We start from the raw sequence: 25,385 nt of genomic DNA, 5'->3' as shown, positions 1-25,385 counted from the left end.
GTTTCCGCCGTGATGACCGTCCGTCGGGTGGTTTCCGTCGCGATGACCGTCCGTCGGGTGGCTTCAACCGTGACGACCGCGGTGACCGCGGTGGCGACCGTGGCGGCTTCCGCCGCGACGACCGTCCCTCCGGCGGCTTCGGCCGCCGCGACGACAAGCCGCGCTGGAAGCGCAACGGCTGACATCAGCTGAGCCGAACCCCTGACAGGGCCCCCGCGACCTCCGGTCGTGGGGGCCCTGTCGCATTGCGGGGAGACCTACCGGTGACATGACGTCAGTCATCCCGATCGCCCCGGCGTGGGATGGTTTCCGTCCCCCGTGTCCGGCCGCCGGACCGCCCCTGAACCGACGCCGACAGGCCGGTCGGCCGATACCCGATCGGCTGACCGGCGCTGTCCGGCTATGCTCTGGGGTGAGCACCTGGAGGGCCATTAGCTCAATTGGCAGAGCAGCGGACTTTTAATCCGTTGGTTGTCGGTTCGAGTCCGACATGGCCTACCGCTCGCGAGGCGGAGGAACTTTCCTCTGACCTGCGCCTCAGCGCCCCATCCGACTTCTTCGGGTGGGGCGCTTTGCCGTGCCCGGGGCGTCCGGTGGCCTGATGTGAGCCCGAGGCGAGCCCGGCGGTACGAACGGCCTGCCGCGTGCGGGGGACGGACGGGGGGACGACGGGTACGCCTCCTCGGTCGCGAGTCGTCCCGCTCCCACCCGAGCAGGGACGGCACCGCGTCCCCCGAGTCCCCTGGGATCGCGGGACCTGCCCGCGCCACGACCGGTCGCTGCGCCTCGCGCGCGGGAGCAGATCAGCGGAGGTCGAGCAGCATCACGTCGTGCGGGTCCGCGCGCGCCCATGGGCGCGCGCCCCCGATCTTGCGGTATCCCCATGCGACGACCGTCGGGGCGCCTGGTTCGGCGCCATGCACACCCGCATCTACCCGGAGATCGGCGTCCCGTTCGAGAACGTGACCGTCGAGTACTGGCTCGCGCTCGCCGCGGCCGAGTGGAAGCCGGAAGCGGTCGCGGCGTAACCGTCAACCCTCCGACCGCCTCGCCCCTCGCCGGACCTGCACCACCGGCGGGGGGTGAGGCACGAAGCCCCCGGAAAATCGCTGGCCCCGTGATGGGGCGGGCTGCCTATGATCACCGCAAGCGGGGTCGTAGCACAGAGGTAGTGCGCCTACACATCATGGAGGAGGACGCCGGTTCGAATCCGGCCGCCCCGCCCTTCACTCTTGAGCACCACGGTTCACCGGCCGGCCGTCGAGAAGGCCGGCCGAGCCGCATCCCGCCGCCGCAGTCGTGAGGCTGCCGGCAAGGCGCCGAGCGGCGTTCCTGTGGCCATGACCCCGTCGGCGACGAAGGCCCCTCGCGGTGAGCCAGCCAGCCGGCGCAGCGCCACGGCGGACACGGCGAACGTCGCGCCGTTCAGGGCGAAGAGCTGCACCTCGGAAACGAAGAGCAGCAGCAGGCCGATGCTGGCCGGGCCCACGATACGGGCGATGCCCCGCGCGTCGGGCGACCACAGGAACGGCACCGCGACCACGACCGCGACCGCCGCCCGCGGACGGGGCACTGTGCCGTGTCCGGCCGGGCCGTAAACCGGGTGAGCCGCGAGGGTGGTGGGCGGTAGCGTCGGCGCCGTGACTCCGGTTCTGCGTACCGAACGCCTGCTGCTCGACCCGTACACCCCCGAGGACGAGGAAGCCTTCGTGGCCCTCTTCCAGGACGTCCGGGTCTCCCGGTGGATGGGGGACGGCCCGACCACCGAGGCCGAGGACCGCGCCCTGTTCGGGCGGGTCTTCACCAAGGTCTACGCCGAGGGCCTCTTCGACGTCTGGGCCGTGCGCAGGGACGGACTGCTGGTCGGGCACGCCGAGATCAAGCGGACCGACGAGGTCGACGGCCACGAGATCATCTACGCCCTCGCCCCCGGCGCCTGGGGATCCGGCCTCGGCACCGAGATCGCGGAGGCGGTCGTCGCGTACGGCTTCGACGCGCTCGGCCTGACCGAGGTGCACGCCACGGTGGCCGCGCCCAACACGGCCTCCCTGGCCCTGCTGACCCGCATCGGCTTCGCGCACGTCCGGGACGTGCGGGAGGACGACGGCTCCACCACCCGCGTCCTGACCCGCCACCGCGCACCCGCGGACGTCTGACCGCGTCCCCGCACACGTGAAGCGCCCCGCCCGAGGGATCGGGCGGGGCGCTTCGGGGTGTTACGGGGTGTTCCGGGGTGTGGGGAAGTGCGATCAGATGTTGGTGCGGCGGCGACGGCCGAGCCAGGCGGCGGCCGCGCCGAGTGCGACCAGGGCCGCGGCGAGGCCGGCGTACAGACCGGTGGACGAGCCGGCGCCGGTGCTGGCCAGCGAGCCCGTGGAGGAGCCCGTGGTCGTCACGTCGGAGTTGCCGGTGGTGGTGGCGACGGCCTGGCGGACCGCCGTGCCGGCGGAGGGAGTGGCGGTCGGGGACGGGGTGGTGGTCGGGGTGGTCGGGTTCGTGGTCGGCTCGGTGGGTGCCGGCTCCGTGATCGGGACCAGCGGGAACTGCACCTGGGCGCTCTTGATGGGCCAGGTGTTGCCCTCGGCCTGGCGGACCTCGGCCTCCATCGTGATCGTGGTGCGCTGCGTCAGCTTGGTGTTCTTGCCCAGGCTGAGGCGCAGGGGCTGGGTGTGGACGCCGGAGGCGGCGCCGAAGCCCTTGGCGATGCGCGGCAGCTCGTAGCGGCTGTCCTCGGCCTTCAGGTCCTGCCAGCGGCCGTCGATCAGGGCCTGCAGGCGGAAGTCGGCGTCCTGCTCGCCCGGGTGGGAGAGGGTCAGGCTGGTGGCGAGGGCGGTGCCGAAGGTGCCGTCACCGGTGGCCTGGTGGTTCAGGTCCAGGTAGGCGCGCTGCTCCTGGCCGTCCTTGCCCGAACTGACCTGCTTGAACCAGGTCTTCAGCTCGCCCGTCTTGATCTGCGGGTCGACCTTGAAGAGGCGGGAGTCCCGTCCGCCGGGGGCGACGGAGTAGTTGGAGCTGGCGGCGGTGAGATGGAAGTCGCCGTTGTTGGTGGGGTAGTTCGCGCCGAGACCGATGGTGACCTTCCAGGTCATCTTGCCGTTCGCGGGGATGTCGAAGCCGGCGCCGGGCCCTTCGGCGGAGGGGGAGAACTGGCCCTGCCACCCGCCGTCCTGCTGGCCGATGTGGGACTCGGTCGCCGGGGCGTCCACCGCCTCGACCTTGAAGACGATGTCGTTCTCGTCGAGCCGGCTCGGGCCCGTGGGGTCGAGCAGCATCCACGGCTTGTACTCGACGGCCTTGCCGGTCGGGTTCTTCACCGTCAGGTCGAAGGTCTCGGTGGCGCCGCCGCGGGTCAGCGGGCCGCCGGGGACGGGAGCGCCCATCTCCGTACGCAGCACGGCGTGGTCGTCGGCGGCGGGCGCGGCGGACGCGGCGGTGGCCGAGAGCGGCAGCAGAGTGGTGACAACGCCGGCGACGACTGCGATGGCGGCAGCGGTGCGAACGGACATGGTGGACTCCCCCCGGGAATCACAAGGGCATCGGCAGAGCGCCGAGCCGGTCGGTGTGGTCGGTGTCGTCCGGCCGGTTCGTGTTCCCCCTGGCCCTGGCGACAGATGAATCTTCACCCGGAACTGATCGCGGAACCATCCCTGCAGTGTCACCGCCGTGCAACAGAGATGATCTTCGTTTCGGAGGTGCCGGTTCGGTCCTGTTTTAGGGCCTTGACCTGCGGTGATGCTCCTCGTGGGGCGGGCCGGCGAGGAATTGGCGGAGGGCCGCTCCCGGATGGCGTACAGTTGTGTTCACCGACGCGGGGTGGAGCAGCTCGGTAGCTCGCTGGGCTCATAACCCAGAGGTCGCAGGTTCAAATCCTGTCCCCGCTACTGAAGGCGAAGGCCCGGTTCCCTTGGGAGCCGGGCCTTCGTCGTGCTCCCGGCCCGCGGCGCGGCCGGCCTCCGCCCGGGGATCGCCGGGGCCGCGCAGGCCGACGCCTTCGTCGGCAGGGCCCCGTACGCGGCGCAGGAGGCCCCGGGCGGGGTGCGCCCGGCGGTGGGCGACGTACGGGGCTCGCGGCGCCCGCCCCGGCGGAGCCGGCCACGCCGCTCCGCACAGGAAGATGTGACGGTGCGTGAGGGGGTGGGCGCTCTGCGCAAGCTGATTGAGGGTCAATCATTTTGCGTCCATGGCTGGAGAGGTGGTCGAGTCGCCTGATTTTTGTCCTAGTTGGCACCTCTATCAGGCGAAAAGGAATGGCCAAAGCAAGCCAGGGCGTGGCTGATTGGTGGGAATGATCAAGCGCAACAGCTTGGAATCACTCCCTCACTTCTATTACCTTTCGATAACGCAGCGCGGTCGTCCCGGCCGTCGCAAGAGACGGCACCGTGCGCGTGCGTGTCAATGAGGAGTGTGCCCCCGTGGCCTCCAACTCGCCTGCTCCTGAAGGCATCGCATTCCAGGAGCCGCCCACCGCGGGTGCCTGGGGCGAGTGGAACCCCACCGAGGACTCGGTCCGTCCGGTCCGGGGCAAGCACCGGGTGGCCAAGCAGCGCGGGGGACTTGCCCGCAGCTCCACCGTTCTCGGCGTCGGTGTGATCGCGGCGGTCGGAGCCAGCGGCATCGCCACCGCGCAGGACCGGCCGCAGGTCGCGATATCCATCCCCTCCCTCCCCGGCCTGATGCCCGGGGACAGTGAGCGCCAGGACAACGGGGGTTCCGGCAGGCAGGCCGAAGCAGCCGGCACGACCGGGATCATCGCCCAGCAGGCCGACCGGGGCGCCGACGCGGGCGAGGTCCTGCGCAACCGCATCCTGCAGCAGGCCGAATCGCAAGCGGAGGCCGCCGAGGCGAAGGCCCGTGCGGAGGCCGAGCGCGCCGCGCACGAGGCGGCGGCCCAGGAGGCCAAGGACAAGCTGGAAGCGGCCCGTCAGGCGGCCGAGGAGGCCAGGGCCGAGGCCGAGGCGAAGGCCGCGGAGGAGGCCGAGGCCGCCCGGAAGGCCGCCGAGGCCAAGGCGGCGCAGGAGCGCCCCGCCGCGTCGGCCGGCAGCTGGTCCCTGCCCACCTCCGCCTACACCCTCACCTCGCACTACGGGGTGGCCGGCTCCATGTGGTCCTCCGGTCACCACACCGGCCTCGACTTCGCGGCTCCGACCGGTACTCCCGCCAAGGCGGTCGGGGCGGGGAAGATCACCTCGGCCGGCTGGTCCGGGGCGTACGGCTACCGGATCGTGCTGGAGCTGGAGGACGGCACGGAGGTCTGGTACTGCCACCTCTCCTCGATGTCGGTGACCTCCGGTGCGGTCGGCGCCGGCGACACCATCGGCCGGGTCGGCGCCACCGGGAACGTCACCGGACCCCATCTCCACCTGGAAGTACGCAAGGGCGGATCGACGATGGACCCGCTGGCGTGGCTGGAGTCCAAGGGCCTGAACGTCTGAGGAACGGTTCCTCCCGGCGTACCTCCTCCCGTCGCGCTTCCTCCCGTCGCGGCCCTGGAACGGCCGCCGGGCCGGCCACCGTGACACCGTCCGTCGGCTGCGCTGCGTGGGACCAGGGCGGAAGGAGCTCCTCCAGCACCGCCGCCCTGGCCAGTGCGGGTGCCGCCGTCGCGCGGCGCTGCCACAGCCGGTGCAGCAACTCCCGCTCCCGGCGCGCGAAGTCCGCCTCCGGCGACGGTCTCCCGCGGCGGGCCCGGTTCCGCAGCAGGGCCAGGGCTGCCGCGTCCGCCTCGTAGCGGGCGACCGCGCGTCCGGCGGCCCGGCCCCCGCTGCGCCGCGCCAGGGCGCGGGCCAGCGACCGGGCCGGCATCGAGGCCAGGGCGGGCACCTCGGCGGGAGCCAGCCAGCCCGCGGCCGCGTACAGCGCGAGCTCGTCGGCGACGGCCCGCAGCCTGCGGTGCCGTATCCGCACCGCCAGCCACACCAGCAGCCCGAACGCCGGAACCATCACGCAGGCGTAGACGATGTGGAAACCGTGGTCCCCGAACTGCGAGGAGCCGTTCCACAGGGCGTGCATGCCCATGGCCGCCGCCAGGCCGAGCAGCGGCAGGCAGATCCGGTGCGAGCGGCGGGCTCGGGCCGCGGCGGCACCCACTCCGAGCCCGGTGAGCACCGTGAACAGCGGGTGCGCGAACGGCGACAGCACGACCCGTACGAAGAAGGTCGCCGCGGTGACCGAGTTCAGCACGCCGGTGGTGCCGTCGGCGAGGTCCTGAACGAAGGCGTTGCCGAGGTAGAGGATGTTCTCGGTGAAGGCGAAGCCGGTCGCGGTGAAGCCGGCCACCACGAATCCGTCGGCGGGGCCGGTGAGATGCCGTCTTCGGAACGCGAACACCAGCAGCAGGGCGGCTGCCTTGGCGCTCTCCTCCACCACCGGGGCGATGGCGACCGAGCCGAGCCGGTCCGCCCCCGAGGGGTCGGCGGTGGCCGCGGCTATCCACTCGGTGGCGAAGTTGTTGGCCAGTATGGCGATCAGGGCCGCGGTGCAGGCACCCCAGCCGAAGCAGAACAGCAGCTGGGACCAGGGCGCGGGCGCGGCCCGCCCCAGCCACCGGAAGGCCGCCATGAGGGGCGCCACCGGCAGCAGGGCCAGGCCGAGGCCGACGAAGAAGCCCGGGGTGCCGGTCTGCTCCCGTACGAGCTCCAGGATGGCGATGCCGGTGGCGGCGAGCAGGACGAGGAGCGCGCACGTGCGGACCGTGCCGGACGGACGCGTGAACACGGGGCGGAGCGCTCGGAACACATCATGACCCTAGCGATCCGCTCCGACACGGGCGGTGACGTTGTCAGTTCTCCGTGCGACGGAAGAGCAAGTCGTGTACGACGTGCCCCTTGTCGAGACCCTGTCCCTCGAAGCGGGTGAGCGGCCGGAAGTCGGGCCGCGGGGCATAGCCGCCGTCCGCCTGGGTGTTCTCGAAGTCGGGGTGCGCCGTGAGGACTTCGAGCATCTGCTCGGCGTACGGCTCCCAGTCGGTCGCGCAGTGCAGTACGCCCCCGGGCGCCAGCCGGGTGGCGGCCAGGGTGAGGAACTCGGGCTGGATCAGCCGGCGCTTGTGGTGGCGGGCCTTGGGCCACGGGTCCGGGAAGTACACGCGGATCCCGGCGAGCGAGTCGGGCGGCAGCATCTCGCGGAGCAGGATGATCGCGTCGCCGTTGGCGACGCGCACATTGCTCAGCCCGCCCCGCTCGGCGAGGGCGAGGAGGTTGCCCTGGCCGGGGGTGTGCACGTCGGCGGCGAGGATGCCGGTGGCCGGGTCCGCGGCGGCCATCTGCGCGGTGGCCTCGCCCATGCCGAAGCCGATCTCCAGGACGACCGGGAGGCCGTCGAAGAGGGCCTTGAGGTCGATGACCGAGTGGCCGTCGATGTCCAGGCCCCAGGTGCCCCAGAGCCGCTTGAGGGCCTCGCCCTGGCCGGTGGTGACCCGGCTGCGCCGGGGCTGGAAGCTCCGGATCCGCCGCTCGTGGTGCGAGCCGGCCGGGTCCGGCGCGGGGCCGTCGGGGAAGCGGGGCTCGGTGCGCCACTTCGGGGGCACGTACGAGTTCGCCTCCGGCACGGCGTCGGCGGAGTAGTCGGCGACGGGGGCGTCCGGGACGGCGGGCGGCGTGGGGTTCAGGGACTCAGACACAATGCGCTGATTCTACGACGGGGCGGTGGGCCCTGCCCGGTTCCTGCCGGGCGCTGCGGGGTGGGGGCGGTGCCGGGGACGGTGCCGTGGGGTGGAGTGGGGGCGGGGTGGGGGCGGCCGGGACCGCATGACGTACGGCGCCCTGGGGGAGCGGAGTCGTGAGCGGTGTGACGCGCCACAGATCACGTTCTGCGTCCCTGCCGCTGCCCCCCCCCCGCCCCCGGCGCGGCGCCTCCGTACACCCCCCTCGGGCCGCTCAGGAGGAGCCGAGGGTGCGCAGGACGCGGGTGGCGATTTCGCGGCCGATCGGGAGGGAGGCCGTCGCCGCGGGGGAGGGCGCGTTGAGGACGTGGACCGTGCGCGGGGCGTCGCGGATCAGGAAGTCGTCCACCAGCATGCCGTCGCGCAGGACGGCCTGCGCCCGGACCCCGGCCGCGGCGGGCCGCAGGTCCGCCGCGGTGACGGCCGGCAGGAGGCGGCGCACGGCCCGGGTGAAGGCCTGCTTCGACAGCGAGCGGTGGATCTCGCCCGTCCCGTACCGCCAGTGCCGGGAGGCCATCCGCCAGGCGCCCGGCCAGGCGAGCTCGTCCGCGATGTCCCGCGGGCGCACCGTCGACCAGTCGTACCCCTCGCGGGCCAGCGCGGGCACGGCGTTGGGGCCGACGTGGACACCGCCGCCGATGCCGCGGGTGAGGTGCACCCCGAGGAAGGGGAAGGCCGGGTCGGGCACCGGGTAGACCAGCCCCCGGACCAGGTCCGGGCGGGTCAGGTCGTAGTACTCGCCACGGAAGGGAATGATCCGCATGCCCGGGTCGTCTCCGGCCAGGCGGGCGATCCGGTCGCAGTGCAGGCCCGCGCAGTTCACCAGCATCCGGGCCCGGAAGACCAGCCCCGCCGTGGTGCGCACGGCCACCGCCGACGCGCGGCGCGAGATCAGGTCCACCTCGGCGCCGTAGACGGTCTCCGCGCCGGAGGACTCCGCGAGCTGGGCGCTCACCCGGCCGTAGTCCACGATGCCGGTGCTGCCGACGTGGATCGCGGCCAGTCCCCGCACCTGCGGTTCGTACTCCGTGATCTGGGCCGGGCCCAGCTCGCGCACCGGGATGCCGTTCTCCCGGCCGCGCTGGACCAGGGCGTGCAGCCGGGGCAGCTCCTCGCGCTCGGTGGCGACGATCAGCTTGCCCGTCACCTCGTGCGGGATCCCGTGCTCCGCGCAGAACTTCACCATCTCGGCGGCGCCGCGCACCGCGAAGCGCGCCTTCAGCGAGCCCGGGCGGTAGTAGATCCCGCTGTGGATCACCCCGCTGTTGCGGCCCGTCTGGTGCCGGGCCGGGCCCGACTCCTTCTCCAGGACGATCACCCTCGTACCCGGAGCCAGGCGCGACAAGGCGTGCGCCGTCGACAGGCCGACGATTCCGCCGCCGATCACCAGCACATCGCAGTCCACGCCACCGCCCACGCCGACACCTCCCACCCCTGCATACTGCACCCCCGCACCGACAACGAGGCCACTCGGGTCTACGCCGGAGCCACGAGGAGGGGCCGGGCCCGCTCGCGCAGCTCCGCGACGCGCGGTTCGTCCCCGTAGGGTTCCAGTCGGTGCAGCAGGTCCCGTACGTATTCGGTCGTGCGCGCCGAGGAGATCCGGCCCGCCACCTCCACCGCCCGGGTGCCCGCCGCGCACGCCGCGTCCAGATTGCCCGACTCCAGCTCCGCGACCGCGCTGACGACCAGCCGCAGCCCGTGGGACCGCACGTACTCCTCCGTGGGCCGTGACAGCGCCTGCTCGGTGAAGCGCCGCACCTGCCGGGGGAGTTTGAGGTCCCGGTAGCATTCCGCCGCATCCGCCGCGAACCGGTCGTACGAGTAGAAACCGAGCCAGGTCGGATCCGGATCGCCCTCGCGGGACCGCTCCAGCCACCCCTCGGCGGCCCGCAGCGCGGCACCGGCGGCGGCCGAATCGCCCGCCTTCGCGTGCGCCCGGGCCTCGACCAGCCGGAAGAAGCTCATCGTGCGCGCCGTGGCCAGCCCGCGGTTGCGCTCGACGGCCGCCTGCGCGAGGTCCACGCCCTCATCGGGGAAGTCCCGGTAGGTCGCCTGGAGGGACATCGAGGCCAGTACGTAGCCCCCGAGCGGGACGTCCGCGGCCGCGCGGGCCAGGCGCAGCGCCTGGATGTAGTAGCGCTGGGCGGCCTCCTGCTGGCCGGTGTCGAAGGCCATCCAACCGGCCAGCCTGGTCAGTTCGGCCGTCGCGCCGAAGAGGGCGCGGCCCACCTCGTCGGTGTACGAGCCGAGCAGCAGCGGAGCCGCGTCCACCCGCAGGCACTCGGGGACCATCGACGAACGCCAGTCGCCGCCGCCGTACTTGGAGTCCCAGCGGCGGGCGTCCTCGGCGGCCTCGCGCAGTTTGGTCACATCGCTGTGGCCCACGCGCTGCACGTGGTCGCGCGGCGTTTCGGGGCCCTGCTGCGCGGGCACAACGGTGGTCGGCGGGCCTGTCGGCGCGCCGGCCGGCGCCGACATCGGGCCCGTCGCCGGCCCGGTCGTACGGCCCTCGGGAGAGGCCCCGGAAGCCGCCGCGGGCGTGCCGTGCGCCGCCGGTGTCCCGGGCGAGGTCGACTGCTGTGACGGGAGGTCGCACGCCGGGGCGCCCGGAGCCCGAGCCCCGGCTCGGTCCTGCGCCCGGATGTCCTGAGCGGAGGAGGCCGCAGCCGTGGACCGTTGGTGCGCCGGACCCGCCGGACCCGCCGGTTCCCGCGCCACCGAACTGTCGGCGGGAGATATCAGCCACCGCGAGGCGGGCGTCGCGTACGCCGCCACGGAGAACGAGCCCGCGAGCGACTGCCAGATCCCGCCACCGCCCCGCCGGCCGGCGAGGTCCAGCCGGTAGAGGTCGGTGGCCGAGCGCACGGCCGCGCCGATGTCGCGCGGGAAGGCCAGCCCCACCTCGGGCGCGGGGTCCGCGTCCGCCAGGCCGATCTCGTGCAGCGGCACCGGCCGCCCCAGCTTCGCGCCGATGGCGGCGGCGATCAGGTGCGGGGCGGCGCCCTGCGGCACCATCCCCTTCGACACCCACCGGGCCACCGACGTCTTGTCGTACCGAAGCGTCAGGCCGCGTTGCGCGCCGAGGTCGTTGACCCGCCGGGCCAGCCCGGCGTTGCTGATGCCGGCGAGGGCGAGGACGGCGCCGAGCTTCTCGTTGGGCTCGCGGAGCTCCCTGGACATGCGCCACCCCTCGTCACACGCGGAACGCATACAACGCATACGCCGCCGGGGCATAGGCGCCCGGCATTTCGTAAACCCAGCGTAGTTCCCCGCCTCCCAAGCGTTAAGGCCCTTACTTCCGTATGGCGAGATTGTTGTCCGTTTGCGCGGTCCGGTCCGGCGCCGGTGCCGGGGGCGCACGTCCCGTAGCGTGCTCCGCCCGTGTGGCCGTGCGCCCGCCCGTGCGCTCTGGCCGGTCCGGGGGCCCGGCGATTCGATGTGCGGTGCGTGGGTCGGCCCGCTGCGTGGACCGGGTGGGCCAGGGGATGCCGCTGCCTCAATCCCCGCGGGTGGCGGAACGGTCCGGGGGGTGGAATCCGCCTCCCGGACCGCGCCCGCGCGCCGGGCGCCGACACCGCGCGACGGCTCTCCAGGCGGCCGAAGAATGGCCGAAAGCGACCTATGGGGCGGTGGGACCGGAACGTCAAATACCGTGTGGCCGGAGCGCGTTCGTTTGCGTGTGCGCCCCCCATAACCCCTCTCGCACGCCTGTCCCGTGGCAGCATGGACCCGAGCCACCGGGGTCCAGTCGGCCGCGCCCTCAGCGCCGTCCGTGCTGCCCGTGCCCCGGTCATGTGCCCACGGGCTGGGGAGGCGGCGGTGCGCTGGTTGGTGGGGTGGAGCAGTATCGCCGCGAGCTTCGGCACGGCGGGCCGCGTCTCCGGCCAGGGAGCCGGCCACGGACCGGGCGGGTACGGCGGGTACGGCGGCGACGGCACGCCCCTGCACGGCGGCATCGCGGACGCCGCCCACGCGGCCGACCCCGGCGCGGACGCGGAACGCACCGTCCACCCCGTCGGAGCCCAGCTGCTCTGGGGCGATCCCGACCCGCTCTGGGCCGTCGGCGACTGGCGCCCCGACGAGATCCGCACCGTCACCGCCGATCCCGCCGACCCCTTCACCCGGCTCGCCGTCCTCGGCTGCTGCGGCGCGACCGACGCCGAGCTGCGCCGGGCCCTCTTCGCGGCCCGCGGCGGCGCGCTGCGCCACCTCACCCAGTGGTCCGGCAGCTACACGGCCGTCGTCCAGGCCGGCCGCCGCATCACCGTCGTCGGCGACGTCGCGGGCGCCCGGCCCGTCTTCTACACCCCCTGGGCGAGCGGCACCGCGTACGCCACCGCCGCCCTCCCGCTCGCCGACCTCATCGAGGCGCAGCTCGACATCGGCCATCTCGCGGCCCTGCTGGCCTGCCCGGACAGCCCCGAGGCACTGGGCGACGGCACCCCGTACGCGGGAGTCCGCCGCATCCCGCCGGGGCACGCCCTCATCCTGCGCGAGGGCTCCCGCGAGATCACCGGCTACGAGCAGGTCGCCTCGCTCGCGGTGGCCGCGCCCGAGGCCGACGCCGACCGCGCGGTGGAGGGCGTACGCGAAGCGTTGGTCGACGCGGTGCGCGCCCGGCTCACGGCGCCGCGGCATGCTCCCGGCACCCTGCCACCGTACGATCCCGGCCCCGTGCCCGGCATGGGCCCGGCCGACCGGCGTGCCGCCCGCGGCGCCCCGGCCCCCGGGGTGGGCGCCGACCTGTCCGGCGGCAGCGCCTCCGCGACGCTCGCCCTGCTCGCGGCCGGACTGCCGGGAGCGCCCGGCAGCCTCACCAGCCCCGCCGGTGCCCGGCTGCTCGCCGTCACCTTCAACGACCTCGCCACCCCGCAGGGGCGCGAGGACGAACTGGAACGCGCCAGGGCCGTCGCCGCCGACCCGCGCCTGCACCACGTCGTGGTCGCCGCCGCGGCCGAGGCCCTCCCTTACACCGACCTGGACGGCCCGCTCACCGACGAACCGGGCCCCTCGCTGGTCTTCGCCGCCCGCGAGCGCCGCAGGCTCGCCGCAGGTGCCGCCGACCACTTCACCGGCCACGGCGCCCGGCAGGTCCTCGACGCCCACCCGGCCCGTATGGCGGACCTCCTGATGGACCGGCGCCGACGCCACCTGCTGCGCCCGGTGGCGGCGCTGGCCCGCTCCGCCTCCGCCTCGGGGGCGGCCGGGGAGTCCCTGCTGGTGCCGCTCACCGTGTACGCGGCCGCCCGCCGGCTCGCCCGTACGACGTACCGCGCGGGCATGGAGGCCGCCGCGGCCCGGCTCCGTGAGGGCGGGATCACCGCGAGCGCCTCCGGTCCGGTGGACGCCTCACTCGCCGCCCTGACCTGGTCCCGGCCGGGTCCGGCCGCGGGCTGGCTCACCGGGGAGGCACTGGCGGAAGTATCGATCCGGCTCACGGCCGCGGCCGGGCGGCCCCCGCTGTCGCTGCGGCCCGGTGAGGCGCGGGCGCGTTCCGTGCTGGCCCGGCAGGCCGCCGACCACCGGGTCTTCGAACAGGCGGTGGAGGTCCGCAGCCAGCGCCTGCACGCCCCCTTCCTCGACAACCAGGTCGTACGGGCCGCGCGCGCCCTGCCCGAGTCCCTGCGTGTGCAGCCGGGCGCCCGGGCGGAGATCCTGCGCAGCGTCCTGTACTCGGCCGGGGTGCGCGAGCTCCCGCCCGGCTGGGGCGCCACCGCGCACACGCCGAACGAGACGGCGACCAGGCTGGGGCTGCGGGCCGCTCTGCGCGAGCTGCTCGACCTCTTCGCCGCCCCGCTGCTCGCGGACGCCGGCCTGATCGAGGCCCGGGTCGTGCGGCAGGCGCTGCTCGACGCGGCCGAAGGCCGCCCGGTCCCGCTGGACGGGCTCGCGGAGCTGGTCTCGATGGAGCTGTGGCTGCACCGGCTGCTGGCGCGGCGCGGCACCTGCTGGACGGGCACGTCCGCGGCCAGGCGCCGGGCCGTGCCCGAGGGCGTCCCCGTGCACCGCCCGGCACTGTCCTGACCGCGGCGGCGGCGGTGCGGGCGGTGATGCGGGTGGCGGTAAGGGCGGTGGCGGTACGGGCGGCGGTGCGGGTGGTGGTGGTCCGGGCGGTGGTGGCCGCGGCTCAGGAGCCGAGGACCAGAGCGGTCGCGATCGCGGGGCCGAAGGCGCCGCCCAGCTGGTAGCAGAGGGTGAACAGGCCGATGGCCGTGGGGCGCTGGGGGTCGGGCACGCTCGACGCGGCCTGCATCGACAGCACCGCGTTGGCGCCGGCCGCGCCGAACACGCCGCCGAAGGTGGCCGTCAGGAGCAGCGGGCCCCAGGTCGCGAACACCGCGAGCACCGCGGCCAGGGTGCCGGTCGCGACCAGCACCGTGCGCACGGCCGTCCGTCCCATGCGCGCCGAACCGGCCGCCAGCACCCAGGACAGCGCGGATCCGGTGAGCAGCGCCACGAGCTGACCGGTCCCGGCCGCGGTGACGTCCCAGCCCGCGCGGTCGCCGAGCAGCCGCGGTACGACGAACAGCAGCGTGAAGTACGAGGTCGACAGCGCGAGCGCCAGCAGCGCCGAGCCCAGGAAGAGCGGGCTGCGGACCAGGGCGGCCGGGACGAAGCCGTCGGGCCTGCGCCGTACGTGGAGCGCGAGGAGCGCGGCGGCGACGGCCGCGGAACCGAGGGCGACGGCCGGTGCGTGGGGGAGCAGGACCAGGGCGGTGGCCAGCACGGTCAGCAGCGCGGCGCCGCGTGCGTCGAACCGGCCCTGCGCAGCTGCGGCGGCCGGAGCCTTCGCGTACCTGCTCACCGCGGGCACGGCCAGCAGCGAGACGAGCGACACCGAGAGCGAGAGCCGCCACGACACGGTGTGGGAGAGCTGCGCGCCGAGCAGTGGTCCGGACGCGCCCAGCATGCCGAAGCCGGCGCTGATGACGCCCATGCGGCGGGCCGAGCCGGCCAGGCTCATCGCGGCCGCTGCCAGGCCGGCGCCGCCCGCGGCCTGCGCGGCCCGGCCGATGAGGGTCACCGGGAGCCAGGGGGACGCGGCGACGAGGAGCGTGCCGCCGAGGAGGAGGGCGGTGGCCAGCCGGAGGACCGGGGCGAGGCCCCGGCGGCGGAGCAGCCCGGCCAGCAGGGGGGTGGAGACGGCCATGGCCCAGGCGAAGGCGGCGACGAGCCAGGCGGCGGTCGAGGTGGCCACCCCGAGGGAGGCGGCCATGTCCGGGAGGATCAGCACGGGGGCGTTGGCGGTGGCGGCAAGGGGGGTGGCGAGCAGGGCCAGCCACAGCACGGGGACGGGGGTCTCGGCCCGGGTGGTGGCAGTGGTGGCGGCGGTGGCGGTCGTGGTGGCGGTCGTGGTCATGGTGGCGCCCGCTCCGATCCATCTCAAGGTTCAGAATCTCAACGTTGAGATAAAAACAGGGCCATCCTCTCAACGTCAAGTCTCTCAACGTTGAGATATCGTGGGTGGGAGGGCGCACACATCGGCGAAAGAGGGAACGGCGGCATGAGCGACGCGGTGGACGCGATCATCGACCAGTGGAGGCAGGAGCGCCCCGATCTGGTGCCGGGCCTGTGGCCCGTCGAACTCCTGGCCCGCATCCAGCGGATGAACCGGATCCTCGACAAGCGCCTCAAGGCCTTCGCGGCCGAACGCGACCTGGAGGTGGGCGAGGTCGACATCCTCTTCACCCTCCGCCGCAGCGGCCCCCCCTACGCGCTCACCGCCGGGGCCCTCATCCCGGCCGCCATGGTGACCTCCGGGGCGATCACCAACCGCATCGACCGCATGGAGGCCAAGGGGCTGGTCGAACGGGTGCGGGACGGCCAGGACCGCCGCACCGTCCGGATCCGGCTGACCGAGCGGAGCATCGCGCTCACCGAGTCGCTGGTGGAGGACCACCTGCGCCAGTACGCCGAACTGCTCGCCCCCCTGGACCCGGCCACCTGCGCCACGGTCGCCGAAGCCCTGCGCACCCTTCTGGAGGCCGGCGGGGACACCTCGATCACCTGAGGGCCGACGCCATCCGCCGTGCGGCCGGACAGCACTGACGGGTGCGGATACCTCATCCTCGGCGTCACCGAGGCACGCGACGAGACCGGCGCCCCCCTCCCGCTCGGCGGCGCCCGGCCGCGCGCGCTCCTCACCGCCCTCGGCCTGCGCGCCGGCCGCCCGGCCCCCGTCGCCGAACCCGTCGACGACGTCCGGGGCGACGCCCCGCCCCTGGACGCCCCCGCAGCCCTCCAGGCCCTCGTCGCACGCCTCCGCCGCGCCCTCGGCGGCCGGGACACCGGCCGCCACCGCCTCGCCGCCGACCGCGACGAGGTCGACCTCCACGGCTTCACCCGCCTGGTCACCCGGGGCGACCGGGAACTGGCCGAGGACCCCGCTGCCGCCGCCCGCACCCTGCGCACGGCCCTCGCCCTCCGGCGCGGCCCCGCCCTCGCCGACCTGGCGGATCGCTCTCCGGCAGCCGATCACCGGCAGCCGATCACCGCATCGGCCCAGCTGGCCAGCGTCGGCAGGCTGCCCGGACCGGCCTGCTCCACCACGAGCCGCAGCGACTTGCGCCCGACGACGGAGACCTGGACGGCCGCCGGCGGATCATCGTGCCCGAGGACACCGGACTGCCACAGCCGCTGCCCGTCGGCATGCACGGAGAACCGCACCGACCTGTCGGTGAACAGCGACAGGTCGTCCACCCCGGCCCACGCCGAGAAGGTGGTGCACTGCCGGTTCAGGGTGATCTCGACCGAGGAACGCGAGTGCACGGTGATCCCCTGCGAGAAGCGCCGGTCGCCCACCGACAGCCCCCAGCGCTGCCACACCCACCCGCTGCGCCAGGTCTGCAGCTCCGGGCCACTGTGGTCGCCCTGCGCCGAGTGCGGCAGAGCGGCCAGCCGGAACGACTGCGGCGGCTTCGGGACGGGCGACGGCGTCGTCGGCTCCGGCGAGGGCGCGCTCGGGGACGGCGTGGGCGCGGGCTTCTCACGCTCGGGGGAGGGCGACGGGGAGACCGAGGGCGTCGGCGCCGCCGGGGACGGAGAGGCCGAGGGCGAGGGCGTCGGCCTCGGCGACGGCGGTACGGAGGCGGGCGCGGGCGGCGGCTCCTCCCCGGCCGGGCTCGGCTCCGCTGCCGGAGAGGGCGTGGCGGGTGCCTTCGGCGCTGCCGGAGCGGCCACGCTCGGCGCGGGCTTCACCCGGGCCTGTGGCTCGGGATCGTCCCCGGCCAGCGCGAACACCACCCCGGCGGCCGCGGCCACCGCGATCCCGGCGGCGATACCGGCCTTGACCGGCAGCCCGATTCCCTCGGAGACCAGAACACCCCCGGCCGCGGATCCGGAACCACCGGCCCCGGCCCCTCCGGCGGCACCCCCGGCACCGGCGGCACCCCCAGCCGCCCCGACACCGGCCCCTCCGGCCACCCCGGCACCACCCCCGGCCGTCGACCCGCCCGTGGCGGCCGCCGCGGCACCGGCCCCGCCCGCGGCGAGCGCCCCGCCGGCCACCACCCCGGCGGCCTTGGCCGCGTACGAGGCGGCGAACCAGCCGATGACCGCCACCGGAAGCAGCGCGGGAATGCCCGCGTTGACGTCCTTGAGCTCCCCGGCGGCCAGCCGGCACTTGACGCACTCCTCCAGGTGCCCCCGAAGGCCCCGCTCCGCCCGCATCCGCAGGCCGCCACGCGCGTAGGCGCCCAGCCGGTCCGCGTACCGCGCGCAGTCGCCGCCCTCACTCAGCGCCGAACTCACATGAGCCTGCAGATAGGCCTGCTTCAGCCCCTCACGGGCCCGACTGGCCAGGACGGCGGTGGCGTTGGCGCTCAGCCCGAACAACGGCGCGATCGCACTCGGCGACTCGTCCTCGACGGTGGTGTGCCACAGCACGGCCTGCCACCGCTCGGGCAGGCTCCGGAAGGCCTGCATGGCCAGCGACTGCTCCGCCACCCGCATCGCCCGTACGTCCGCGCCGAGTTCGAGGGTGTCCTCCCCCGACAGCCCCGACATCCCGCCGCCGCTCTCGGAGCGCGTGGCCGCCTGCTCCGCGAAGACCGCGAAGTCCTCGACGAGATGCTCCCGCTTCGCCGTCGTGGCCCAGGCCGCCGCGACCCTGCGTACGGTGGTCAGCAGATAGGCCCGCACCGACTGGTCCGGTCCGGCACCGCCCCGTACCGCCTGCAGGGTCCGTGCGAACACCTCGGCGGTCAGGTCGTCGGCGGTGTGCCCGTCCCGGCAGCAGGACCGCGCGTAGCGTCGTACGGCGTCGGCGTGACGACGGAACAGCTCCGCGTACGCGCCGTCGTCGCCGCCCCGCATCAGGGCGATCAGGTCCCCGTCGGACGGCGGCAGCTCGCCCCCGGCGCCGACCGGGCCGGAGGAGCCCGACGAACGTGCGCGCCGCCCGGCCCGTTTGCGCTGCGCCGGCACCTGTCGGGTGGGCAGGCTGCCCACCTCGGCATCGCCCCCGGCGCCACCGGGTGACTCTTCACGCCCGTCAATGCTCATAGCGGAAACTCCCGCACGACACGCTCAACCGGTACACCGGGCAAGCGTGTCACATGGCGGACAGGCCTCGGACCCCACCGCGCGCCATCCACCCGTCCGGGCAGGTTGCGACGCATACCCGAACAGGCCCCGGGCGCGCGAGCGGAACACCGCCGCCCCGGCGTCGAAGCCGCCGCCTGCCGGCCCGACACCCGACCCGCTACCGACCCCTGACACCGGACCCCGCGTCGGCCCGACACCGGACCCGCCACCGGGCCGGCCCGGGGCCACCGGGATCACACCGTCCGCGAACGCAGCCCCTCCAGCAGGATGTCGAGCAGCCGGGTCGAAGCCGCCGCCTGCTGTGCCGGGTCGGGCAGTGCGGGCGCCGCCGTCGCTATCACCAGCAGCACATCCGCCACCGTGACATCGGCACGCAACTCGCCCGCCTCCCGCGCCCGGTGCACCAGCCGGCCGACGACCTCCAGCAGCTCACCCGCACCCGCGTCGTCCGAAGGCTCGTCATCGGCCGCGCCCCGCGCCCCGCCCACGACCCGCAGGCCGGGAGCCCCGGCGGTCTCGGCCGCCTGGCGCTGGTGCGGAACCCGTGCCTCCTCCGCCTCCTCGGCCGCCTCCTCAGCGGTCGAGCCGACGCGCAGCACCTGCGGCGGCAGCAGCCGACCCGCACCCGACGCCACGGAGGTGCGCAGGAAGCGCGACAGCGCCTGCCACGGCTCCTCCTCCTGCCCCAGTGCGGTCCTGGCCTGCTCGGTCAGCCGGGTGGTCTCCTCCTCGGCTATCCGCCGGACCAGGACGTCCTTGCTCGGGAAACGCCGGTACACGGTGCCGACACCGACCCGGGCGCGGCGTGCCACGTCCTCCATCGGGGCCCCGTAGCCAAGCTCGCCGAAGACCTCGCGGGCAGCACGCAGCACGTGCTCCAGGTTGCGCTGGGCGTCGACGCGCAGAGGCGTGGACCTGCCCACACCATGCGTGGTCGCGCCGGTCATGGCACGACCGTTGCTCTCGACCGAGAGCGCGGTCGCAGAACCATGGAAATCGGAAATGTTCATATGTATCCCCCGGTAATCATTTGTCTCCCCCCGGAGACACTCCCCGCCTTCACGCCGAGGGGGGCCACGGTCTCAGGCCCGGTCCTCGACGAGATACGAACATAGTTGAGCCAGAGTCAATTCAGAAGAGGCAGCCCCGGACGGACCACCGCCCGATCGGAGCATTCACTCCCACTTTTCCCTCCCACACCCTCGGAACCTCCCTCTCCGGCCGTCCTGACCTGCGAACTTCGGCCGTCCCTGACGGTCCTCCCCCGCCCCGTCCCAGGGCCACCACCGGTCACATGATTCGCCGGGCCTGTGGACAAACTCCCGGCCACGTTGCGTCATGGGACGGTGAAGGCTGCTAACCCCCGGGGCACGGCCCCCGGTACCCCGCCCCGCACGCGCATCCTGATCGTCGGCGGCGGCTACGTCGGCATGTACACGGCGCTCCGGCTCCAGCGAAAGCTGAGAGCGGGGGAAGCCGAGGTCACGGTGGTCACACCCGAGCCGTACATGACGTACCAGCCCTTCCTCCCGGAAGCGGCCGCGGGCGCCATCTCACCGCGCCACGTCGTGGTCCCCCTGCGCCGCGTCCTCGGCAAGTGCCGCATCGTCATCGGGCAGGCCACGAGCATCGACCACGCCAAGCGGACCGCGACCGTCAACACGCTCGCCACCGCCGACGAGGGCACCGGCCCCATCGAGATCGAGTACGACGAACTCGTCCTCGCCCCCGGCTCCGTCTCCCGCACCCTGCCCGTGCCCGGCCTCGCCGACTACGGCATCGGCTTCAAGACCGTCGAAGAGGCCATCGGCCTGCGCAACCACGTCATCGAGCAGATGGACATCGCCTCCTCCACCCGCGATCCCGCCCTCCGCGACGCCGCCCTCACCTTCGTCTTCGTGGGCGGCGGCTTCGCGGGCGTCGAAGCCCTCGGCGAGCTGGAGGACATGGCCCGCTACGCGGCGCGGTACTACCACAACATCAAGCCCGAGGACATGAAGTGGGTCCTCGTGGAGGCCAGCGACCGCATCCTCCCGGAGGTCGGCCTCGAAATGGGCGTCTACACGGTCCGCGAACTGCGCAGCCGCAACATCGACGTCCGTCTGGAGACCCGGCTCGAATCCTGCGAGGACCGCGTCGTCGTCCTCAGCGACGGCGCCCGCTTCCCCACCCGCACCATCGTCTGGACCGCCGGCGTCAAGCCCCACCCCGTGCTCGCCGCGACCGACCTGCCCAGGAACGAGCGCGGGCGCCTCGTCTGCACCTCGTTCCTCACCGTCGAGGGCGTCGAGCACGCCTGGGCCGCGGGCGACGCCGCCGCCGTACCCGACATCACCGCCCCGCCGGACGCCGAGGGGCCCCGTCGCGAGTGCGCCCCCAACGCCCAGCACGCCGTCCGTCAGGCGAAGGTCCTCGCCGACAACCTCCTCGCCGCCCTGCGGGGCGAGGTACTGACCGAGTACGCCCACAAATACGCCGGTTCGGTCGCCTCCCTCGGCCTCCACAAGGGTGTCGCCCACGTCTACGGGCGCAAGCTCAAGCGCTACCCGGCCTGGTTCATGCACCGCGCATACCACCTCAGCCGCGTCCCCAGTTTCAATCGGAAAATGCGCGTACTTGCCGAATGGACCCTCTCCGGCCTCTTCAAGCGTGAGATCGTCTCCCTTGGCTCACTCGAACACCCCAGGGCAGAATTCGAACTGGCCGCCGGTGGCGGCCCCAGGACACCTCCCCCGCCCCTCGCCCCCAACCCCCCGCAGAACGGCCAGGGCTGACGTTGTCAGTGCGGTCGGCCACACTGGACGTGTGACCATAGGTGTGCACACACCTGCACAGAGTGACATCGTCCCGTCAGCGACCGCCCACGAGCGACACAGCGACCACTCGCGACACCACGAGGCTTGAACGCAGTGAACTTCACGCGCTGGAGCGCCCGGTTTCCCGGAACGCAGCGCCGCGCCGCCGCCCGGACCGAACACGCCGCCGCCCAGGCCAAGCGGGGCGAAGGCGCGGTCCCGGCAGCCCGCGGCGGCCGCCCCGACCCCGGAGCGGAGCGGTCCACGCCCGCCGCCGACGGCCACCCCGCCGACCCCACGGTCTCCGGCACCGGCACCGGCACCGGACCAGGCACCGGACCGGGCTCCGAGCCAGGCACCGGCACGGCCCCCGCCCAGCGCACGGGCGTCCTCACCCCCGTGCCCTCCCTCGACGAACTCCCCGTGCGCGAGGTCCTCGGCCGGCTCCCCGCCCTGGTCGCCCTCGTCCACGGCCCCGAGCACCGCGTCGCCTACGTCAACGACGCCTACACCGCGGGCTTCGGCGCCCGCACCACCGGCGCCCCCGCCCACGAGGCCCTCCCCGAACTCGGCGCGCTCGGCCTCCTCCCGCTCCTCGACCAGGTCCAGCGCAGCGGCAAGCCCCGTACCGCCAAGAACCGCACCGCACCGGGCGGCGGCAACTCGTACACCGTCACCTGCACGCCCGTCGAGTTCCCCCGGCCCACCACCGCGCACGAGGCGGACGCCCACCACACCGGCGTCCTCATCCACCTCGCCGACGTCACCGACCACGCCGAAGCCGTCGAGCGCCTCCGCGCCAGCGAACGCCGCCAGCGCGAGGCCGCCGTCACCCTCCAGCGCTCCCTGCTCCCGCAGGAACTGGAACAGCCCGACGACCTGCGCATCGCCGCCACCTACCAGCCCGGCGGCACCGAGGCCGCCGTCGGCGGCGACTGGTACGACGTCATCACCCTCGGCGCCGGCCGCACCGCCCTCGTCATCGGCGACGTCATGGGCCGCGGCGTCCGCGCCGCCGCCGTCATGGGCCAGCTGCGCACCGCCGTCCGCGCCTACGCCCGCCTCGACCTGCCCCCGCACGAGGTGCTCCAACTGCTCGACGGCCTCGCCGCGGAGATCGACGCCAGCCAGATCGCCACCTGCGTCTACGCCGTCCACGACCCCAACGAGGGCCTGCTCGCGTACGCCTCCGCCGGCCACCTGCCGATCCTGGTCCGCGACGAGCACGGCACCGTACGCAGAGCCGCCGACCCCACCGGCCCGCCGCTCGGCACCGGCGGCTGGCTGCACACCTCCGGCACCATCGCGCTCGGTCCCGGCTCCACCGCCGTCCTCTACACCGACGGCCTGGTCGAACGCCGCGGTGAGGACATCGACGAGGGCGTCGCCGCGCTCGAACGCGCCCTCGCCGGTGCCCAGGGCACCCCCACCGTCATCTGCGACCGCCTCATGCGCGCCCTCGGGGTGGACGCAGACCACGACGACGACGTCGCGGTGATGGTGCTCCAGCAGCCGGCCCGCAACGGCGCCGACGCCGAGCTCTTCCACAACGCCGCCCTGGAACTCCTCGGCGGCATCGAGGCGGCCCCCCGCGCCCGGGCCTTCGCCCAGGGCGTCCTCGCCTCCTGGCGCTTCCCCGTCGAACTGTGCGACCTCGGGGTCCTCGCGGCGAGCGAGCTCGTGGCGAACTCCCTCCAGCACGGCACCCCGCCCATGCACCTCCGGCTGCGCCGTACCGATCGCCGACTGATCATCGAGGTCACCGACGGCGACGACCACCTGCCGCGCCGCCGCCGCGCCGAACCGGCCGACGAGACCGGCCGCGGGATCTCCATCGTCGCGACCATCGCCTCCTCCTGGGGCTCCCGCCGCACCCCGGGCGGCGGGAAGGCCGTCTGGTGCGAGTTCGCCCTGCCGGACAAGTAGCCGGAGCAGCCGGGTACGCGTAAGGCCCCGGTCCTCGTCTTGGACCGGGGCCTCACGCACCACCTGTACTACGCGTGCGCCGGCTCCTTCACCACGACGGCCGGACCGCCCTGCGCGACGATCCTGCTCGCCACCGCCGGGTTGTCCTGCATCGGTGTGAGGCCCCTGCCGAGCCGCAGCGCCAGACCCGCGATCCCGAGCGACACCAGCACGAAGACCGCGATGTACAGCATCGGCGCGCCCGCACCGAGCGGCACCCCGAGCGGCCCCAGCGCCAGCGCCATTTGCTTGACCAGCGCGAAGGCCGAGTTGTACTGGCCCACCGAGCCCTCGGGCGCCAGGTCGGCGACCAGCGGGGCCAGGGTCGGCGACAGCATGGCCTCGCCGATGCCGAAGAGCGCGTACGTGGTGATGAACGCGGCGGCCGCCATCATCGCGCTGCCGTGGCCCAGGCCCGAGAACCCGGCGATCAGCCAGGCACCGGTCCAGATCAGCCCGACGAGCGCGATCACACGCGACCGGCGGCGCTTCTCGACCAGCTTGAGCACGACGAACTGCGCGAGGACGATCGCGCCGGTGTTGGCGGCGAGGGCGAAACCGAGCGTGGAGGGGGAGATCCCGGCGGCCTCGGTACCGAAGGCGGCCAGACCCGACTCGAACTGCCCGTAGCAGGCGAAGAACACCACGAAGCCCAGCACGCACAGCTGCACCATGGCCTTGTGCTGCAGCAGCCGCTTCCAGCCGCCGGCACCGGCCTGCGCCGGGTCCTTCGGCATGGCGTCCTTGATGCTCGGCACGTGCGGCAGCCGCACGGTCGCGACGACACCCGCCAGCACCAGGAACATCACGGCCTCGATGCCGAACAGCAGGGTGAAGCTCCCCGGCCGGCTCTCGTCGACGATCTGACCGCCGAGGAGACCGCCGATGCCCAGACCGAGGTTCTGCATGAAGAACTGCAGGGCGAAGGCACGGGTCCGGGTGGACGGCGTGGAACACCACACGATCATCGTGGCCAGGGCCGGCTGCATCACGGCCTGACCGGCGCCCAGGGCCAGCGCGGACAGCAGGATGGGCACGACCCCCGTGGAGAGCCCGAGCGCGAGCGCGCCCGCCGAGGCGGCGACGGCCGCACCCATGACCACGGGCACCGGACCACGTCGGTCGATGACCCGACCGGTGAAGGGCAGCGCGACGAGAGCGCCCAGTGCGAAGGCCACGAACGCGCTCGTGGCGGCCATGGAGCCCAGATCTCGCACCTGCGCCACATAGATGTAGAGGAACGGAACCGTGAAGCCGATACCGAACGCCGTCAGCGCGTTCCCGGCCTGGATCCGCCGCATCGCAGCGCCCATCACCTTGGTCACTTCTCACCTGCCCTGATAACTGAAGACTGAAGACTTCATACCTAAAGTTCGATCCTTAACAGTACACACCGAAGGAGTTAGACGCCAACGCGCTCGTGCCATACTTCGGGGCATGGGTGACACCCCCGACGGCACCACGTCCGTCCCCGAGCCGAGCCTCGATGATCAGATCGCCGTCTACCAGCGCGAATTCCAGGACCTCGACCCCCAGGTCGAGAAGGTCGTGTCGGCACTGAGCCGCCTGAACCGCCGGATGAACGTCGCGTACGGACGCCAGACCGCGGCCCTGGGCATCAGCAACGCGGAGTGGGAGGTCCTCAAGGCCCTGGTCATCTCCGGAGCCCCCTACCGGATGGGCCCGAGCGAACTCGCGAAGCAGCTGGGCCTGACGCCGGCGGCGATGACCCACCGGATCGACCGCATGACGGCGGAGTGCCTGGTGACCCGCGAGCGGGACGAGTCCAACCGGGTCCGTGTGATCGTGGAGCTCACCGACGAGGGCCGCAGCAAGTGGCTGGACGCGATGCGGGCGGCGACGATCTTCGAGGAGGACCTCCTCCAGGACCTCTCGACGGCGGAGCGCGGGGTGCTCGGCGACATGCTCACGCGCCTGCTCGACCGGGTGGAAGACCTCCAGTCGCCCAGCTGACCGCCGGGGTTGACACGGCCTCCGCGGATCCGTAAGGTTCTTCGAGTTGCCCCGGAGCCGAAAGGTTTCTGAGACAACAAATCAGCCGCCTCGTTGCGGCACCCAACTCAGCACGATCTCCCACTGGGAACGATTTCGGCGTGCCCGAATTCATTTCCGAAGGCCGATTATGAATCGCCGGGGAAATCCACTAGAGTTTGGGGAGTCGGAAGGGCCCAACAGCCCGGAAGGCAAACCCCGCTGACTGGGGGTCAGGCCCGAAAGAGTCTGATAGAGTCGGAAACGCAAGACAGCAGAACGAAAGCCCGGAGGAAAGCCGCAGCCGAGAGGCTGAGGTGAGTACGAAGGAAGCGTCCGTTCCTTGAGAACTCAACAGCGTGCCAAAAATCAACGCCAGAAGTTGATACCCCGTCCACTTCGGTGGATGAGGTTCCTTTGAAAAA

The 25,385-nt window shown here is 73.5% G+C and carries 18 protein-coding genes, 3 tRNA genes and 1 pseudogene; 12 read left to right on the top strand and 10 right to left on the bottom strand.

Annotated features, from left to right (window positions below; genetic code table 11):
- The 3 genes from ACIPXC_RS26240 to ACIPXC_RS26230 form a co-directional block, all read left to right on the top strand.
- Nucleotides 1-182 (top strand): hypothetical protein (locus ACIPXC_RS26240; RefSeq protein WP_401622936.1); only part of this gene is annotated, 182 nt, incomplete at its 5' end.
- A gap of 243 nt (nucleotides 183-425) precedes the next feature.
- Nucleotides 426-498: transfer RNA gene (locus ACIPXC_RS26235), tRNA-Lys, on the top strand.
- 651 nt (nucleotides 499-1,149) lie between these two features.
- Nucleotides 1,150-1,224, top strand: a tRNA-Asp gene (locus ACIPXC_RS26230).
- A gap of 22 nt (nucleotides 1,225-1,246) precedes the next feature.
- Here ACIPXC_RS26230 and ACIPXC_RS26225 read toward each other — a convergent pair.
- Entirely contained in the window at nucleotides 1,247-1,543 is a 297-nt protein-coding gene (locus ACIPXC_RS26225; protein ID WP_401622933.1) for a hypothetical protein, read from the bottom strand.
- 97 nt (nucleotides 1,544-1,640) lie between these two features.
- Between ACIPXC_RS26225 and ACIPXC_RS26220 the strand changes: the two genes are divergently transcribed.
- Nucleotides 1,641-2,156, top strand: coding sequence for a GNAT family N-acetyltransferase (locus ACIPXC_RS26220; RefSeq protein ID WP_401622930.1), 516 nt, complete (start codon nucleotides 1,641-1,643; stop codon nucleotides 2,154-2,156).
- Nucleotides 2,157-2,249: 93 nt separating this feature from the next.
- On the opposite strand, the gene ACIPXC_RS26215 is transcribed toward ACIPXC_RS26220, so the two are convergent.
- On the bottom strand, nucleotides 2,250-3,506 hold the full coding sequence (locus ACIPXC_RS26215) for an LPXTG cell wall anchor domain-containing protein (RefSeq protein WP_401622927.1): 1,257 nt from the start codon (nucleotides 3,504-3,506) through the stop codon (nucleotides 2,250-2,252).
- 301 nt (nucleotides 3,507-3,807) lie between these two features.
- Between ACIPXC_RS26215 and ACIPXC_RS26210 the strand changes: the two genes are divergently transcribed.
- Nucleotides 3,808-3,881, top strand: a tRNA-Met gene (locus tag ACIPXC_RS26210).
- A gap of 531 nt (nucleotides 3,882-4,412) precedes the next feature.
- Complete coding sequence (locus ACIPXC_RS26205; protein ID WP_401622924.1) at nucleotides 4,413-5,432, top strand: M23 family metallopeptidase; 1,020 nt, start codon at nucleotides 4,413-4,415, stop codon at nucleotides 5,430-5,432.
- On the opposite strand, the gene ACIPXC_RS26200 is transcribed toward ACIPXC_RS26205, so the two are convergent.
- The 4 genes from ACIPXC_RS26200 to ACIPXC_RS26185 form a co-directional block, all read right to left on the bottom strand.
- Complete coding sequence (locus ACIPXC_RS26200; RefSeq protein ID WP_401622921.1) at nucleotides 5,341-6,735, bottom strand: PrsW family intramembrane metalloprotease; 1,395 nt, start codon at nucleotides 6,733-6,735, stop codon at nucleotides 5,341-5,343. The two genes, ACIPXC_RS26205 and ACIPXC_RS26200, sit on opposite strands and share 92 nt — an antisense overlap.
- Nucleotides 6,736-6,778: 43 nt before the next feature.
- Nucleotides 6,779-7,618 carry a tRNA (guanosine(46)-N7)-methyltransferase TrmB gene (gene trmB, locus ACIPXC_RS26195; RefSeq protein WP_401622918.1) on the bottom strand — a complete coding sequence of 280 codons (840 nt, stop codon included), beginning with the start codon at nucleotides 7,616-7,618 and terminating at the stop codon, nucleotides 6,779-6,781.
- 256 nt (nucleotides 7,619-7,874) lie between these two features.
- Nucleotides 7,875-9,107, bottom strand: coding sequence for an L-2-hydroxyglutarate oxidase (gene lhgO, locus ACIPXC_RS26190; protein WP_401622915.1), 1,233 nt, complete (start codon nucleotides 9,105-9,107; stop codon nucleotides 7,875-7,877).
- 29 nt (nucleotides 9,108-9,136) lie between these two features.
- Nucleotides 9,137-10,843, bottom strand: a complete 1,707-nt coding sequence (locus ACIPXC_RS26185) for a sporulation protein (RefSeq protein WP_401622912.1) — start codon at nucleotides 10,841-10,843, stop codon at nucleotides 9,137-9,139.
- A gap of 639 nt (nucleotides 10,844-11,482) precedes the next feature.
- On the opposite strand from ACIPXC_RS26185, the gene ACIPXC_RS26180 reads away from it, so the two are divergent.
- On the top strand, nucleotides 11,483-13,687 hold the full coding sequence (locus ACIPXC_RS26180) for an asparagine synthase-related protein (protein ID WP_401622909.1): 2,205 nt from the start codon (nucleotides 11,483-11,485) through the stop codon (nucleotides 13,685-13,687).
- 103 nt (nucleotides 13,688-13,790) lie between these two features.
- On the opposite strand, the gene ACIPXC_RS26175 is transcribed toward ACIPXC_RS26180, so the two are convergent.
- Nucleotides 13,791-15,023, bottom strand: coding sequence for an MFS transporter (locus ACIPXC_RS26175; RefSeq protein ID WP_401622906.1), 1,233 nt, complete (start codon nucleotides 15,021-15,023; stop codon nucleotides 13,791-13,793).
- Between the two features lie 144 nt (nucleotides 15,024-15,167).
- On the opposite strand from ACIPXC_RS26175, the gene ACIPXC_RS26170 reads away from it, so the two are divergent.
- Together ACIPXC_RS26170 and ACIPXC_RS26165 are read left to right on the top strand one after the other, a co-directional pair.
- On the top strand, nucleotides 15,168-15,674 hold the full coding sequence (locus tag ACIPXC_RS26170; RefSeq protein ID WP_401622903.1) for a MarR family winged helix-turn-helix transcriptional regulator: 507 nt from the start codon (nucleotides 15,168-15,170) through the stop codon (nucleotides 15,672-15,674).
- An 18-nt stretch (nucleotides 15,675-15,692) separates the two neighbouring features.
- Nucleotides 15,693-16,100, top strand: a pseudogene (locus ACIPXC_RS26165) (BTAD domain-containing putative transcriptional regulator); the annotation flags it as partial.
- 38 nt (nucleotides 16,101-16,138) lie between these two features.
- Here the strand turns inward: ACIPXC_RS26165 and ACIPXC_RS26160 are convergent.
- Entirely contained in the window at nucleotides 16,139-18,166 is a 2,028-nt protein-coding gene (locus tag ACIPXC_RS26160; RefSeq protein ID WP_401622900.1) for a sigma-70 family RNA polymerase sigma factor, read from the bottom strand.
- A gap of 275 nt (nucleotides 18,167-18,441) precedes the next feature.
- A complete protein-coding gene (locus ACIPXC_RS26155) occupies nucleotides 18,442-19,218 on the bottom strand; it encodes a TetR/AcrR family transcriptional regulator (RefSeq protein WP_401622897.1) in 777 nt (258 codons plus the stop codon).
- Between the two features lie 336 nt (nucleotides 19,219-19,554).
- Here ACIPXC_RS26155 and ACIPXC_RS26150 point away from each other — a divergent pair, with 336 nt between their 5' ends.
- Both ACIPXC_RS26150 and ACIPXC_RS26145 read left to right on the top strand, forming a co-directional pair.
- Nucleotides 19,555-20,982, top strand: coding sequence for an NAD(P)/FAD-dependent oxidoreductase (locus tag ACIPXC_RS26150; RefSeq protein ID WP_401622894.1), 1,428 nt, complete (start codon nucleotides 19,555-19,557; stop codon nucleotides 20,980-20,982).
- A gap of 135 nt (nucleotides 20,983-21,117) precedes the next feature.
- On the top strand, nucleotides 21,118-22,929 hold the full coding sequence (locus ACIPXC_RS26145) for a SpoIIE family protein phosphatase (protein WP_401623086.1): 1,812 nt from the start codon (nucleotides 21,118-21,120) through the stop codon (nucleotides 22,927-22,929).
- A 68-nt stretch (nucleotides 22,930-22,997) separates the two neighbouring features.
- Here the strand turns inward: ACIPXC_RS26145 and ACIPXC_RS26140 are convergent, their stop codons facing one another.
- Entirely contained in the window at nucleotides 22,998-24,293 is a 1,296-nt protein-coding gene (locus ACIPXC_RS26140; protein WP_401622891.1) for an MFS transporter, read from the bottom strand.
- A gap of 112 nt (nucleotides 24,294-24,405) precedes the next feature.
- Between ACIPXC_RS26140 and ACIPXC_RS26135 the strand changes: the two genes are divergently transcribed.
- Nucleotides 24,406-24,942 carry a MarR family winged helix-turn-helix transcriptional regulator gene (locus ACIPXC_RS26135; protein ID WP_401622888.1) on the top strand — a complete coding sequence of 179 codons (537 nt, stop codon included), beginning with the start codon at nucleotides 24,406-24,408 and terminating at the stop codon, nucleotides 24,940-24,942.
- The last annotated feature ends 443 nt before the right edge of the window (nucleotides 24,943-25,385 follow it).

The organism is Streptomyces sp. NPDC090021, from assembly GCF_044748225.1.
Taxonomy (GTDB): domain Bacteria; phylum Actinomycetota; class Actinomycetes; order Streptomycetales; family Streptomycetaceae; genus Streptomyces.
This window is presented reverse-complemented; position numbering and strand designations above follow the sequence as displayed.